Raw genomic sequence first — 15,020 nt, forward strand, 5'->3', positions numbered from 1 at the left:
GTCCACAGCTGCAGGAACGCGGTCAGCTCGTCGGATTGTTCGGCCATCCACGCCAACTCGGAATGGTCGAACCACCTCTCCGCCAAGGGTCGGATTGGACCAGGGCGGCAGCTCGAGGTCGCGGGGTGCCTTGGCCGTGCCTGGGTCGACGTCGGTGAGCGTGACGTCGGGGCCGGTGCCTTCGAGACCCGACGCACTTTGCGCGGAGCGCTTGCGGCTGGCGGACTGCGCTGCGGTGGCGCGGTTCTCCCAGTCGGTGCGGGAGATCGGTGGAGAGACGTCGGGTGCTGTCCGCGGTTCGCGTTCGATCGCGGGTGGGCTGGTGAAGAGTGTCGCGTTCGGTGCTTCGACCCCACCGGCGGATGCGAGGAGCTCGGCGTTGCTGGAGTGGCGGCGGTTGCCGGAGCGGTGCAGCGAGACGATGAGGTGATCACGTGCGCGGGTAGCGGCGACGTACAGCAGGCGGCGGCGTTCGTAGTCGTCCATCTGCTCGTCGACCGGTTGGACGAGGTCGAAGTCCTCGGTCTGCACGGATGACTTGAGCTTCACGGCGTACCCACCGTCGGGCGGCCAGAGCACCTGAACGCCACGCTGCCGGTTCGGGGCCGCGCTCATGCCGGACAGGATCACGATCGGGAACTCGAGGCCCTTCGCGGCATGGATCGTCATCACGCGAACCGCGTCGGCGTCGGTCTCCGGGAGGACGGCTTCGGCAACGCGAGAGGCCTCCTCGCCTTGGTGTGCAGCCCACGCGAGGTACGAGCGCAGTCCGCCATGCTCGACCTCGGACCACGCGCGGGCTTGGTCGACGACGAAGCGGATCCGGCGCCAGGCATCTCGTGCGCGCGGGCCGATCGCCGCGACCTCGAGCATGCGGCGGTCGGCGACGATCTTGGCGAGGACCTCGCTCGGGGTGAGCCAGCGGGCCGCATAGTAGGTCCTTCGGAGCCACTCCATCGCTTCGCCGACCGGATGCGTGAGGAGCTGGTCGGGGACGGGCGCGGTCAGGGTGAACGAGCCGCCGGAGCGCTTCCAGACGAACAGGTCGTCATCGCCGCAGCCGAAGAGTGGCGAGCGGAGGGTGGTGACGAGGGCGAGCTGGTCGCTGGGGTCGCCGAGCGCGCGGGCGCAGGCGAGGAGGTCGCGGACCTCGGCGGTCTGGTAGACGAGCGAGCTGGCTTCGGCGCGGTACGGGATGTCGGCGCGGTCGAGGGCGTCCTCGAGGAAGGGCAGCGACGTACGGGCCGGGACGAGGACGGCGATGTCGCCGGCTTCCGCCGTACGCCAGCGTTCCGTGCGGTCGTCGTACACCTGCCAGCCGTCGCGGAGGGCCTGCTCGATGACCGCGGCCACGTCGAGAGCCTCGCGTTCGCGCAGGACGGAGGCTTGGGCGCGGGGGAGGTCGTCGTGCGGCGCGGCGCCGAGGATGGTGACGGCGGGACCAGAGACGGTCTCGTCGTATTCCTCCGGGTCGGTGTCCGGGGTGTCGATGGGGATTTCGGCGCCGTTGCGCCGGAAAGGAAGCACGGTCGCCAGATCACCAACCTGCTCCCCGGAGCCGGCGCTCCCTGAGCCGGCGTCGTCGGAAGGAGCCGAGTCGTCGGAGTCGTCTGCCGGGCTGTCGCCGAAGAGGGTGTCTTCGCCGAACAGGGTGAGCTCGTCCTCGGAGTCGCCGAAGAAGGAGAGCTGGCCGCCGGAGACGTCCTGAGGTTGTGGAGCCGGTGTCGGCCGGACCGGGCCGGTAGGACTCGTGCGGTGCGGCGCGAGGGATTGGTACGACGGTTGTGCGGCCTCCTGCGGCTGGATCAAGGTCTCGAAGACTGCGTTGATCCAGCGCAGGACCGGCGGCACCGTCCGGAAGTTAGTGGTGAGGGCAACCGTTTCGCCGAGCAAATCCTGGGCGGTCAGGTACGTCGCGATGTTGGCGCGCCGGAACCGGTAGATCGACTGCTTCGGGTCCCCGACCACGAACAGTCGCCCCTCCGGCACTTCGACCTCGCGCCAGTCCTCGGCCTCCGCCTCGCCGCCGCCGGCGATCCGGACCGCGAGCTCGATCTGGATCGGATCCGTGTCCTGGAACTCGTCCAGCAGCAACCGTTCGAACCGCTCCTGCAGATCGGACCGCACCGCCGGGTCACGCCGGAGCAGATCGCGCGCGAGCACCAGCAGGTCGTGGAACTCGAGTCGTCCTTCCTCCCGCCGCAGCCGGGCCGACTCGAGCACCCGGCGCGCGATCCAGTGCGAAAGGTGCCGAAGGCAAGCATCCAGGAGCAGTTCGACCAGCGAACCGGCGACCGCGACCACCTCGGAGCAGTCGCCCCGGACCTTGGTGATGTCCGGCCAGTTCTCCTTGCGGCCGATTCGGCCGAGCTTCAGGCCGCGCAGCGTCTGCAGGATCGCGAGCTGCGTCTCCTGATCCGAGGCGGCGTCCAGCATCACGCCGAGCTCACGGATCTGATGCACCTTCGGCAGCAGCCGGTCCTCGGCATCCAGGCACGACTCGGCCACGCCGCCGATCTGCGCCGCCGCGGCGATCAATCCGGTGAGATCCGGCATCGACACCAACTCGGGCGGATCGATCAGCACGCGCTCGGCGATCAAGTCCCAGTCGTTCCCGAACAACCGGGCCAGCGACCGCAGGTGCTTCAGCTCGACCCCGACGGCCATTGCCAGCAGCAACGGCTCCGCGATCGAGTCGTCGTCCAGCAGTTGCTGCTGCAGCTCCGCCCAGCGTTCCTCGAACGCGACCGACGACCCGACTTCGTCCAGTACGTCGATCAGCGGCGGCAACCCGGCCTCTATCGGATGCGCCAGCAGAATCTGCTGCGCGAACGCGTGCAGCGTCCCGATCGACGCCGAGTCGAGGTCGTCCAACGCGCCGTCGGCCAGCTTGCCCGCCGGGCCCTTGCGCGCCTTCTCGAACTCGACCCGCAACCGATCCCGCAGCTCCGCGCCGGCCTTCTCGGTGAAGGTCACGGCCGCGATCGTTCGCAGCGGTACGCCGTCCCGCAGGACCAAGGTGGTCACGCGATCGACGAGCGCGTGCGTCTTCCCGGAGCCGGCGCCGGCCTCGACGAAGAGGGTCGCGTCGGTATCGGACCGGATCCGTTCCCGCGCGGGTGCATCCAGCAACTGCTCAGTCATCAGCGGCCTCCGCTGCAGCGGTCTCGAGCACCCCTGGGTCGATCAGCCGGACCAACCGCTCGAGCATCGGATCGAACCGCTTGCGGTCCCACCGCGCCCGCACCTCGCTGTGCCCGAGCCCATCCGGGTTGCAGTACTGACACTGCACCCACAAGAAGTCCGGCACCTCGGGCGCCTTCGGTGGGAAGTACCCGGCCGCGATCGACGACACGATCACATCGAGGGTATCGATGTACCGCTCCTCGACCTCCGTCGTCAGTGGCACGGGGATCCGCTTCCCGCCGCGCCGGACGAACCAGTACGACGCCTCGACCGGTGTGGACTCCGAACCGAGTCGGGCCCGTGCCGCATACGCGTACACCGGCAGCTGCAGCTTCGTCCCGCCCGCGACCGGATCGGTCTCGATCCCCTCGTACCGCGAGAATCCGCCGGTCTTCACGTCCGTCACATAGATGGTTCCGTCCGAGCCGAGGTCGACCTTGTCGGCCGACCCGCGCAGCAGCACCCGCCCGGACGGCACCGGGATCTCCACCGGCGCCTCGCCGTCGAACCCGAATCGCAGCTCGCTCGCCACCACCGACGCGTCCCGCTCCGACCGCCAGCGATCGTCGTCGGTCAGCAACACCATCAAGTCACCGAGGATCCGCAACCGTTCCCGCTGCCACAACCGTGGATGCCCGGTCAGCCCTTCGGCCTCGAACCGATCCCCGAGCTCCGCGCCGATCGCGAGCAACAGTTGTCGCTGCTCCTCCGTCCAGGGCTCGCCGCTCTCCGGGAGCGATCCCTTCAGCTGCGACACGAAGGCGTCGATGCTGTAGTGGATCAGGTTCCCGACCTGCATGGGCGAGATCACGAGAAGATCCTCGGGCGCCTCGAGCGGCTCCACCTGAAGCAACCGCTCGACGAAGTACGCATGCGGACAGGTCGCGTATGCCTCCAGCGATGTCGGCGACGCGATCCGGTCCTCGACCGCATACTCCGGCAGACCCGACACCCCGGACAGGTCGCCGTCGAAACGCGTGAAGGCATTGCTCCCACGTCCACGCAGCAATTCCCGTGCACGCACGAGGACCTCGTCGTTCACCCACAGTCGCGCTGCCGCGGCCCGGACCTGCCACTCCTGCTCGGTCGCGGGCATGGTTGCCGAGGTCAACGATCCTGCGTACGACGCCGACGTACGCAGCAGCTCGGTGTGCTTGTCCCATTGGGTTGCCGGCAGCCCGTGTTCGCCGGTCAGCTCGCGCAACGAGCCCAGCAGCCATCGCGTCGGCAACCGGCGCGACGATCGCCTCAGGTCGCCACGGGGGAATGATGCGACGACCCGTGCCCCGGCCGAGAAGGCGACGAGTAGATGGCGTTGCTTCTCGTCGAGTCGATCGCGGAACGACGCCAGTTCGGGCGCGGCCGCCTCACGGACACGATGAGGGAGCAGTGCGTCCTCGTGCACGCGGCCCGGATACAGGTCCTCCGACAGACCGACGACGTACACGATGTCTGCCGACAGTCCGATGCTTGCGGACAGCGGTGCCACCAGTACGCCGGTCCCGAACGTCCCGACGCGGGGGAGCGATTGCTGCAGCTCCAGATCGAGTACGTCGCGCAGTACGGCGAGGCTGGCCGGGGTGCCGAGCTCGTCCAGGGTGGACAGGCCCTTCAGCGAGCCCTCGACCGCGGCTGCGGCGTACTGCTCTTCTACCGGTAGAGACGAGTAGTCGCCGAGCAGGTCTTGGAAGATCCGGAGCACGCCATCTGCTAGCTCGGACCACGTCTCCAGCAAGGCCAGGGCACGGAGCCGGCGGCGGAGCTCTGAGGCGAACGCGTGCAGCCGTTCGGCCTTGGCTGCGTTGTACTGCGCGCGTCGTACGGCGGCCGGCCGTGGGTCTTCGGCCGCTTCCTCCTGATCAGCGGTCCGGCGCTCGGACTCGGCGTACCGAGCGAGCCGGGTGTCCCAGTCGTCGCCACGGATCACACCGGCAACACGTGACATCCGCTCCCACTGCGGCACCGGGATCCGCTCGCCGGTGAAGTCACGCGTCGGTGCGTTCGCGAGCGCCCGGAACACGTCCGCACGCGGCAGGTCCTGGTCTACGAGCGCGACGACTTCGAGCAGGGTCCGGGCGATCGCGCGCTCGTGCACAGGACGCGTGCCGGGGCCGTTGACCTCGATCTTGGCGGCGCTGAGGTGCTCGTGCAGAAGACGCGCGTACGGCGAGGCGGCCGAATACAGCACCGCGATCCGGTGCGCGGGCGTGCGCTCGAGTGCCTCGACGACATCCCGGACGACACAACGGACCTCGTCGTCTGCATCGGAGGCGTTGAGGATCTCGGTGGCGACCGGGTAGTTCTTCGAGATCGACGGGGGCAGGTCGATGCCGATGCGTTCGAGGGATCGCCGGACGGCGCGGTCGGCACGGCGTACGTCGGTCAGACCAACGATCACGGTGAGATCGGCTGCGGCGTTGCCGAGGGCTTGGACGAAGGCCGCCTCTGCCTGGGTGAGCTCTTGGGGGAGGTAGAGGACGAGTGCGCCGAGTTCGCCGGCGACTTCGGGCTTTGCGGCCAGGCGGTCGGCGGCCGCGCGGAGGAGGTCGGTCTCGTCGTACCAGTCGGTGGCGAGATCTGTGGTGACGTGGCGGTGCAGGCGGACCAGGTCGGGGCCGAGTGTTGAGGTGTCGACGATCCTGTCCAGCGCGGGGTCGGAGAGGTCGCGGAGCTCGCGGTGGGCTGAGGCAAGCGCTTGGATCGTCGACGGGTGCTCGGCGACTTCCTCGAAGATGCCGGGCGCTTTCGACAGCGCCGTACGCCAGGTTGCGGCGACGATCGGACGGGTCGCGGGGCGGCGCGGGGACAGGTCGGAGGCGGCGAGTTGCTCGGCCAGTCGCTCGAGGGTCGCGAGGTAGAGACCGGCGATGCCGGTGCGGGCGAGATGGCGGCGGGCGATCACGCCGGTCAGGTTGTTCGGCAGGAGGAGGGTGACGGGGGTCATCGGATCATCGGCCTTGAGGTCCGCGACGACGGCACGCAGGCGCTCCAGGGCGTCCGCGCCGTACGCCGTGCTCTCGATCCGGGTGGTACTCACCACAAGCCCCCGATCAGGTCCCGAAACTGTCACCGCAGACGGTAGACCCTCCCACAGACAAAAGAAGAAACAACCCACAACAACCCCAACAGACCGCGGTTGTGGGGATGGTGTGAGACCAGACAAGAACCCGCGGGTAGTGGGGTGGGGGCGCGCGTGGGGCCGAACTCATGCTCGCCGAACGGCCCACGATGGGTGCGAAACGCTGTGGTTTCTGCGGGGGTTGGGTTTGGATCTCACAATGAAGGAATGACCAGGGAGACGGCGGTGGCGCGGGTGTTGCTCGTGCTTGTCTTTGCGCCGGCGGGGGGACTGTTCGGTCAGGCTGTGGCCGAGGGGGCGCAAGGGCGTGAGTGGTGGCCGTGGCTGGTGGCGGCGCTGGTCTGGCTGGTGGTGTCGGGGCTGATCTCGGTGGCGGTGTCGAATCATTTCGACGAGCACAGATAATGCTCCGATGGCCGCTGCGGTGCATCACGTCGAGATCTGGGTCCCGGACCTGTCCCGGGCCCAGGAGAGCTGGGGCTGGGTCCTCAATCGGCTGGGCTGGAAGGACGGTGACGGCTGGCCCGGTGGGATGACCTGGATCGCCCCCGACGGTAGTTATGTCGTGGTCGAGCAGAGCCCCGCGATGTCGTCCGCCGAGCACGACCGGATGCGGCCCGGCATGAACCACCTCGCCCTGAACGCCGCCGGCCGCGCCGAGGTGGACGGGATCGTCGCAGAGGCCCCGAAGCACGGCTGGACCCTCATGTTCGCCGACCGTCACCCGTACGCCGGCGGCCCCCAGCATTACGCCGCCTTCCTCCACAACACCGACGGCTACGAGCTCGAGATCGTCGCCCCAGACTGACTGGTGAGACTGCTGATGCCTGGAGTGACGAGTGGGACTTCCGGTATGACATGGTTGCTCCAGGCAGTTGGTTGTCGCGGGGCAAGTGTGGAAGGACGGTGCTCGTGACGGAGAAGCCTGACGGGGGAAGTACGCCCGGACCGGCTTCGCGCGCCGCGCGCAAAACAGACGCGGTGCGCTCTGTACGCAATAGAGGTACAGCGACAGATACAGCACCAGAGGTCCTGGAAGCGCGGATCCGCGGCCTCCAGCACGCCCTCGGACAGTTGCTGGAGAACGCCCGCCGCTTGACCCATGGCGAGCACCAGCGCGCTGTCCAGCTGCACCGTCAACTCCAGGAGCAGACCGCGATCGCCCGCCGCGAGTCGCGTGCTCTAGTCGACGCCAAGACCGCTGAGGCCCTCTCGGCCGCCGAGCCCAAGGCCCGCCTGCTCGCAGACCGCCTCGCCCCGGGCCTGGCCTCGATCCCGCCGAACGACGCACGCTGGCGTTCGCGCCAACTCGTCGGCGCAGGCGTCCCGTCGTACCTGCGGGTCGGTGAGCTCGACCCCGGTACGCCGGTTGTGGCGCCACTACTGCGGACCAACGGCTGGAAGGTGACCGCGGACCGCAACGAGTCCGCCCGCCGGCTCCTGCAAAGCGTCGCACTACGCCTGGTCGCGGCAGCCGAACCGTTCCGGCTCCGGATCGATGCCTTCGATCCGCGGCTGACCGGGATGATGGGACTACTCGGTCACCTGACCACGAAGTACCCGCAATTGGTGCCCAGGGCAACACACACCGCGGAGCAGCTGCACACGGTGCTGTCCGGGCTCGTAGACGTTTCATCGCTGCGTGCCAGCCGACAGGCCCAGCTCGGCCATCAGCGGTTCGAGGACCTCATCCGCGAGACCGGTCAGGTCACCGATCCGTACCGGCTGGTGATCCTGTTCGACTACCCGTCCGGCATCGACTCTCTCGCCCAGCGCGACCTGCTCCGGCTGGCTGCCACCGCCGGTCAGCGCGGCATCTGCTTCCTGGTCCACCACGACCCGTCCACGACCTCCGCGACCGACGTGGAGACCAAACAGTTGCTTGAGCTCCTCAATCCCGTTGCCATCACCAACGAGAAGGTCGAGATCAGGCAGCTCCCCGGTGTCGCCGCGAAACTCGACCCGCCGTTCGACGCGAACGTTGCCGCCGGCATCTGTGATGTCGTGGCCGAGCTCGCGGAGATCGCCGTACTCCCGACCATCGATTTCGAGCGCACCCTGCCGGACCGTTCGACCTGGTGGCAGCCGGTCAAGGACGAGATCGGCACGGTGATCGGGTACGACGATCGCACGCCGGCGCTGGTGCGGTTGCGCAGTGGGAACCCCGCGCTCCCGCACGTCCTCGTCGGCGGTGCCGTCGGCCAGGGGAAGTCGAATCTGCTGCTCGTGATGATCCACGGCCTCGCCGCGCGCTACGACCCGGCGGACCTGGAGATGTACCTGCTCGACTTCAAGCACGGTGTCGAGTTCTCCGCGCTCGGTCCGGCCGCGGGACGGGAGCATTGGTTGCCGCAGGTGCGCGTGCTCGGCGTGCACAGCGACCGCGCGTTCGGTCTCGCCGTACTGCGTCATCTGTCCGACGAACTGGCCCGGCGCAGCGAGATCTTCAAGTCACACGGGAACGTCGCCGACATCGCGGAGCTTGCCCCGGGCCCCGATCGGCCGCCGCGGATTCTCGTCGTACTGGACGAGTTCCAGGTGCTGCTCGAAGACGACGACGAACTGGCGGACGAGGCGGCCAAGCTGCTGGAGCGGTTGGTTCGGCTCGGGCGTGCGTACGGCGTCCACGTCGTCCTCGCGACGCAGACGATCGAGGGGGTCAAGCGGCTGTCGACGCGGCGCGACTCGATCTTCGGGCAGGTGCCGTACCGGATTGCGCTGAAGACCACGCCGGCCGACGCACAGGCGATCCTGCGGAGCGGGAACACGGCTGCGGCCGAGCTGCAGTTCCGTGGTGAGGCCGTGCTGAATGCGAACTTCGGATCTCCGGACGACAACCAGCATGTGCTGGTGAGCTTTGCGGACAAGGTAGTGCTTGATGATCTGCGCCGTGAGCTGTGGTTGCGGGCGGGGGAGTCGGCGCGCCCGCCGCGGGTGTTCCACCTTGCGGAGGCGGCTCGACTGGCGGATACGGCGGCAGTGGTGAAGCCGGAGTTGGGGCGGCCGTGGACCGGGCTGCCCATCGCGGTGACCGAGGAGCCGGTGCAGGTCGAAGTACGGCCCGAGCCGGGTGCCGGCGTACTCGTGCTGGGTGACGGTCCGGCGGACGCGCTCGGCGTACTCAGTGGACTCGCATTGTCGACCGCGGCTGCGGCGGTGGACCCGCCGCGGTTCGTGTTCATGGACGGGACCGACTCGTCGCCAGCCGTTGCCGAGGGCAAGGATGCGCTGGTGCAGGCGCTGCGGCAGCTCGGGTGTGAGGTCGAGACGGTCGACAAGCACGGCGACATCGTGCCGCGGCTGTTCTCGCTGCGGGAGGACGTGCGGAACGGGCAGGTTGGTGCGACCTATCTGCTCGGGTTCGGGTTCCACGGCGTCCCTCGGATGCAGGTGCACGCGGACGGGTACTTCGAGAGTCCGGCGAACGCACTGCAGGACATCGTCCGCGACGGACCGACGCAGGGGCTCATCACCTTCGGGTGGTGGAACCGGCTGCACGTGTGCACAGAACACCTCGGGTACGGGCGGGCCAACGTCGCGACCCACCTTTTCCTGCGGCACCCACAGGACGGCGTACGCGCGGTGGCCGGTCCGCTGGTGCGGTGGGCGTCAGAGCCACACCGTGGGTTGCTGTGGGACGGACTGCACCCGGAGGCGCAGGTCGTCGTACCGTTCGCTGCGCTGCGATCGGACGAGGTGGATCGCGCGGTGGAGTTGGTGCGGCGATGAAGACGGACGAGCAGGTGTGGTCGGAGTACGCCCGGGCGCTGCGGACGGTCGCGGGAGCCCGTGCGGACGCGCAGCAGGCGCAGGACCGGGTGACGGCGCACAAGTCGAAGGCAGAGGCCACCGCGATGGCGGAGGCCGACGCCATGGCCGAGCGCGGGCGGCAGTTAGAACTTCGGTTGAACGCACTGGCCGAGAAGGCCGCTGCGTCGCTGCAACGCGCCGGACTGCCCGCGGAGGGCAAGCGTGCGAACCACGTGCTGCCCGAGATCCGTGTACTGAAGGACATCGAGGCAGTGGCGGCTCGCATCACGCAGCAGCTCGGTGACACCGTCGAGGAGCTGGAAGAGGTACGGGCGGCGGCCCGGGAGGAGCAGGAGCGACGCAGGCGACGTACCATCAGCGCGGTCCTGATGCTGGTCGGGTTCCTGGTGGTGTGGGTGCTGACCAAATCGTTCCTGGCCGGGGTCGAGGCCGCGGCCATTGCCGCCGTCACGATGCTGGCCGCGTCGCGGATGCTCGGTCTGCCTCGGCTGCCCGGTGCGCGCTGGTGGGGCTGGGGTGGTGCGGTCGCGGTCGTCGTGGCGATGGCGGCCGGCCTGCCGTGGTGGCTCGCGATCGCGGTGCCGGTGGTCGTGTCCGGTACGGCGATCGTGCTGCCGAAGAAGCGCAACTAGTTTGGGAGTGGGATAGGTGTCCGACGTACAGCGGCTCAAGGAACAGCTGCACCAGGTCTCGATGGAGGCCAAACAGGCAGCGGGCGGCCTGGCCGGATTCAAGCTGCGCTTCACCCAGCACAGCCAGCTGGTGGAGAGCCTGATCGCGGGTACGGCGACCGGCGTGGACCGGGACATCGCGGAGATCCTCGACGCGGCCGGCAAGGCGGTCGAGCAGGCCGCCGAGGCGCTGGAGATCGCGTCGGCCGGATGCAAGAGCTACGCCGACCAGATCTGATCTTGTCGTGCCGTCGGACCTGCAGCGAGTGGCTCGAGGCCTGGTAGAAAGCCTCGATGAAGTGCCGCAGGTGGTCGCCCACCTGCAGCGCACCGCCGTACGGTGCCGCGAGAACGCACAGGTCGCACTGGCGGCTTCCCATGGGCGCGCGACGGTAGCTGCCCAGCAGCTGGATGCCGCTGCTCGAGCGTGCGAAGCAGCCGCGCATTACTTGTCGATGGCCCCTCCGAAGGCCCGTGCCTGGGCCGCCGCCCTGATCGGCGAAGCCCCCTTAGGTAACTCCGCCAACCGCAACAAGACCACCGGCGGCACCGGCGACGTCGCCGAACGAGACACCCAAGGCCGAACCAAACGCCTGACCGCCACCTTCGAGGACCTGGACACCCCCGAACCCGGCGAACCACCCCTCATCACCGTGGCCCGCAAAGCCTTCGAGAAGTTCCGCAAGTCCCACGAACACGACGAGGACCTCCCCGAAGATCCCCTGGAGGTCGAGATCACCGTCACCGAATCCGGCGACATCGAGTTCGACGAACGCGACGAGGACGAAGACAAGAAGCGCAACGAGCACCTCCTCCAGGACCACGAGATCGAGGTAGACCTCACCGAGTCCGTCAAGGCCCTTCTGGCCGCCATGTCCGAGTCAGCCGACCAAGAGTGGAACCACGCCACCTTCACAATCACCACCGACCGGGTAGAAGCCACCTTCGACTATCCCGAAACCCTCCCCACCCCACCCGTCATCGACATCGACCTCCCGGAGATCCCCAAGCCCGCCTTCGACCTCAGCCCACTGGATGTCGACTTCGCCCCAGGCGTCCACGACCCTCAACGTGGCTTCAAGCCCAAGGAGGCAGCGATCGCAGACCGCCTCGCCGAGGAAGGTTGGCGTATCGACGCGCGGAAAGAGGACCACAGCTCGGGTGACAAGAATCCCGACGCGGTGGTGCGTAAGCGAGCTGCGGATCCGGGCGTGATCATCGAGTTCAAGACGCCGACCACCAACTCGAGCAGCACGATCGAGCGCAACATCTGTGATGCGGGAGATCAGGCGGGGGAGGTCGTCATCGACGGCCGGAACATCGGTCTGACCGAGGCAGATGCCTGGCGTGCCTACCGCCGCGCCGTCGGACAGCCCGGCAAGACTATTGCAGATGTCGTTCATGTCATCCTCGGTGACGGGCGGCTGGTCAGCTATCAGAAGGAGCGGTGATGTCTGTCGTCGACAGCGTTTTCGTAGCGGTCTCCGAAACACCGTCGCAGGTGGCTACCTGGCTGGTGCAGGCGAACGGTGCCGAGGTCATGGCTACCGAGCGGGATCTGGTCCGGCTTCGTCGGCGTGGCACAACGGTCGAGGAGTGGCTGGGAGTTGTGGTGCAGCCGAACGGGTATGCCGAGGCGGATCCTGCGCCGGACGAGGTGCAGGCGATGGATGCCTACGGCATCGAGATCCAGCTGCGCGGCGGCCGCTCCGAGGAGGTGCTGCACACGGAGGCGGGACGACTGTTCGACTCGCTGGTCGCATCCCACCCGGACACGCCCATGCTCCTGGTCCACAACCTCGACACCCTGGTAGCAGCTCACCTTCCGGGTGTCGGCACTCACACCTTCGACCGTGCGATCAGCCCCGACGCCCCGGACATCGACGCCTGGCGGGCGTGGGTGGTTTGAGGAGACGCGGCGTTTCTTCTGGGGCTGGAAAAAGTTCTGGGGGAATTGCGTCATGAATGTGCGTGGGGTTCGTCACTTCCTGTGAACGCGTCCACTACAGGGAAGTGGGAGTGATGGTTGTGAAGAGCTGTTGTTCTTGGGTGTGCCGGCCTGGGCGGCGGGTGCATTGAGGTGGCTGACAACGCTGATGGGGACCCTCACCCTGCGGTCAGGGTTGTCGAACGTCGTCGCGTGCGGGTGTGGTTCGGGGACCACGTCGTCGCGGACTATCGGGCCGAGGCCGAGCTGGCCGAACGCTACGCCGCTGCCATGTCGCGCCGGTTCGCCGGATTGCGCGTGACCAGTGATCCGATCCCCGATACCGACCCAGGCCCGGGCCGTGCGCTGCCGGGTGAGCGTCTGTGGGAGGTAGCCCCGAAATGACTCGTCGCTTCAAACTGATCCGCCATCAGGACGTCTCCGGTGTCAGCGGCACCGGTCCGGTCGCCGAGGGCGTGCAGTTCACCGACGGAGCGGTAGCGCTCCGCTGGTACGGCGACTATCCGACCACGACCGTCTGGGACGGCATCGACTCCGTCGTCGCCATCCACGGTCACGGTGGAGCCACTGAGGTCGAGTGGATCGACCCGGACCCGGGTCCGGATCCCGACCTGTTGCTCCCACCCCGTGATGCTCTCCCACCCCGACCCTGGCCGGATCTGCACTCCGCCCCCGAGCCACAGGATCCCGACCCCCTGCACAGCGACAGCGAGCGTCAGCTCGGTTCGTACGGCGGTGCCCCGCCGGCCGGATGGTCGTCGTACCGCGTGTTCCGATGAGCCGGCCCGGGTCCGGCGCCGCGGACCCGGACTGAAACGGGGTAGGCCGGTGCCGAACCTCCCTTGCGGCACCGGCCTATCCAAGTACCCCGGTCAGCTGTACGACTGGACCAGCTCCGCGTCGAGGTTGTAGAACTTCGTCGGCCCGTCGCAGAGCTCCATCATCTTCTGTGCGAACTCGGACGTGTCGGCGCGGGCGGAGTTCTCCATCGCGTCCTCGTACGAGGCGAACTCGATGATCGAGAAGTAGCGCCCGGACTCGTCCCGGTCGGCGCAGGTCATTCCACGGGTCGGCGACGGCCCGTCCCCAGCGGCTTCGCGTGTCTTCTGGAAGTCCTGCATCAGTGACGCGATCTCGTCCGGCTTCGACGTCCGGTACTCGATGATCTGTACGAAACCAGCCATTTCTCCCCCTTGCTCACGGCGCCCGTCACGGGTGCCTCTGAGGCCGACACTGCGCCTGGAACCCCCGTATCGCAAGGGGTCGGGTCTTACGGTGACGTGACGGCGGCGAGGGATCACAGGGTGTCGATTTCTGCCCTGGGCAGAGGTGCCTGGGTTTTGTCGGCGGGGCCTGATTGGCTTGCCTGCATGGAGATTCTGATCCTCGGTGGGACGGCGTGGCTGGGTCGAGAGATCGCGACGCAGGCACTCGCGCGCGGGCATTCCGTCACCTGTGTGGCCCGTGGTGAGAGTGGTGCGGTCGCGGACGGTGCCACGTTGGTCGCGGCCGACCGCAGCAGCCCCGATGCGTACGACGCTGTGCCGGATCAGGACTGGGATGCGGTGTTCGAGGTGTCCTGGCAGCCCGGCTTCGTCCGTGACGCGCTGGCAGCGTTCGGGCCGCGGGCCAAGCACTGGACGTATGTGTCGTCGGTCAACGCCTACGAGAAGTACGACACGCCCGGCGCGGACGAGTCCGCCGTACTGCGGGAGCCGACCGAGCTGGACGTGGTCGAGCGGGAGTTGTACGGCGAAGCGAAGGTCGCGAGTGAGCTTGCGTCACGGGAAGCGGTCGGGGATCGGCTTGTGATCGCGCGGGCCGGTTTGATCGGTGGGCCGAGGGACAAGAGCGACCGGGCCGGCGCTTGGGTGGCGCGGGCGGCTCGGGCGCCGGAGGAGCCGATGCTCGTGCCGGATACGCCTGACCTCGCCACGTCCGTGATCGATGTGCGCGATCTAGCCGGATGGTTGTTGGACCTCGCCACGGAGGGCAAGACCGGGACGTACGACGCGGTGGGGCCGGTGGTGCCGTTCGGGGAGTGGATCGAGCTCGTCCGCGAGGTCGGCGGTCACACAGGGCCTGTGGTGCTCGCGCCGCGGGAGTGGTTGGAGGAGCAGAAGGTCGAGCAGTACATGGGGCCGGATTCGCTGGCGATGTGGTTGACCGAGCCTGGGTACGAGGGCTGGTCGAGTCGCAGTGGTGCGGCGGCGGTCGCGGCTGGGTTGAGGCACCGGCCGCGGCGGGAGTTCCTGGTCGACACGCTGGCCTCGGAGCGTGAGCTCGGACTAGACCGGGAACGACGCGCCGGCCTGAGCCCTGCCAAGGAGAAGGAGTTGATCGAGTCACTGGGAGCGTAGAGAGT

13 protein-coding genes are annotated in these 15,020 nt (G+C 68.2%); 10 read left to right on the forward strand and 3 right to left on the reverse strand.

Annotated features, from left to right (window positions below):
- A partial coding sequence (locus AB0L70_RS39200) for a UvrD-helicase domain-containing protein (protein WP_363691970.1) occupies nt 1–3,144 on the reverse strand: 3,144 nt, incomplete at its 3' end.
- A complete protein-coding gene (locus AB0L70_RS39205) occupies nt 3,137–6,223 on the reverse strand; it encodes a PD-(D/E)XK nuclease family protein (RefSeq protein WP_363691971.1) in 3,087 nt (1,028 codons plus the stop codon). The genes AB0L70_RS39205 and AB0L70_RS39200, both read right to left, overlap by 8 nt.
- Nucleotides 6,224–6,472: 249 nt before the next feature.
- Here AB0L70_RS39205 and AB0L70_RS39210 point away from each other — a divergent pair, with 249 nt between their 5' ends.
- From AB0L70_RS39210 to AB0L70_RS39250, 9 genes are all read left to right on the forward strand, one after another.
- The gene (locus tag AB0L70_RS39210) at nt 6,473–6,670 is read left to right on the forward strand and encodes a hypothetical protein (RefSeq protein WP_363691972.1); all 198 of its coding nucleotides are present in this window, start codon (nt 6,473–6,475) and stop codon (nt 6,668–6,670) included.
- 7 nt (nt 6,671–6,677) lie between these two features.
- Nucleotides 6,678–7,073, forward strand: coding sequence for a VOC family protein (locus AB0L70_RS39215; RefSeq protein WP_363691973.1), 396 nt, complete (start codon nt 6,678–6,680; stop codon nt 7,071–7,073).
- 104 nt (nt 7,074–7,177) lie between these two features.
- A complete protein-coding gene (locus tag AB0L70_RS39220; protein WP_363691974.1) occupies nt 7,178–9,994 on the forward strand; it encodes an FtsK/SpoIIIE domain-containing protein in 2,817 nt (938 codons plus the stop codon).
- Nucleotides 9,991–10,668 (forward strand): hypothetical protein, encoded by a 678-nt coding sequence (locus tag AB0L70_RS39225; RefSeq protein WP_363691975.1) that lies wholly within the window; start codon nt 9,991–9,993, stop codon nt 10,666–10,668. Before AB0L70_RS39220 ends, AB0L70_RS39225 begins: the two co-directional genes overlap by 4 nt.
- Before the next feature lie 16 nt (nt 10,669–10,684).
- Complete coding sequence (locus AB0L70_RS39230; protein ID WP_363691976.1) at nt 10,685–10,945, forward strand: hypothetical protein; 261 nt, start codon at nt 10,685–10,687, stop codon at nt 10,943–10,945.
- A 7-nt stretch (nt 10,946–10,952) separates the two neighbouring features.
- Nucleotides 10,953–12,158, forward strand: a complete 1,206-nt coding sequence (locus AB0L70_RS39235) for a hypothetical protein (protein WP_363691977.1) — start codon at nt 10,953–10,955, stop codon at nt 12,156–12,158.
- On the forward strand, nt 12,158–12,616 hold the full coding sequence (locus AB0L70_RS39240; protein WP_363691978.1) for a hypothetical protein: 459 nt from the start codon (nt 12,158–12,160) through the stop codon (nt 12,614–12,616). Before AB0L70_RS39235 ends, AB0L70_RS39240 begins: the two co-directional genes overlap by 1 nt.
- A 231-nt stretch (nt 12,617–12,847) precedes the next feature.
- Nucleotides 12,848–13,039: a hypothetical protein gene (locus AB0L70_RS39245; RefSeq protein ID WP_363691979.1), complete on the forward strand. Its 192-nt coding sequence runs from the start codon at nt 12,848–12,850 to the stop codon at nt 13,037–13,039.
- A complete protein-coding gene (locus tag AB0L70_RS39250) occupies nt 13,036–13,434 on the forward strand; it encodes a hypothetical protein (protein WP_363691980.1) in 399 nt (132 codons plus the stop codon). Before AB0L70_RS39245 ends, AB0L70_RS39250 begins: the two co-directional genes overlap by 4 nt.
- Nucleotides 13,435–13,527: 93 nt before the next feature.
- Here AB0L70_RS39250 and AB0L70_RS39255 read toward each other — a convergent pair whose 3' ends face one another.
- Complete coding sequence (locus AB0L70_RS39255) at nt 13,528–13,839, reverse strand: hypothetical protein (protein ID WP_363691981.1); 312 nt, start codon at nt 13,837–13,839, stop codon at nt 13,528–13,530.
- 186 nt (nt 13,840–14,025) lie between these two features.
- On the opposite strand from AB0L70_RS39255, the gene AB0L70_RS39260 reads away from it, so the two are divergent.
- Nucleotides 14,026–15,015, forward strand: a complete 990-nt coding sequence (locus tag AB0L70_RS39260) for an NAD-dependent epimerase/dehydratase family protein (RefSeq protein WP_363691982.1) — start codon at nt 14,026–14,028, stop codon at nt 15,013–15,015.
- Nucleotides 15,016–15,020 lie beyond the last annotated feature (5 nt).

It is taken from the genome of Kribbella sp. NPDC051952 (assembly GCF_040680855.1).
Classification (GTDB): Bacteria; Actinomycetota; Actinomycetes; order Propionibacteriales; family Kribbellaceae; genus Kribbella.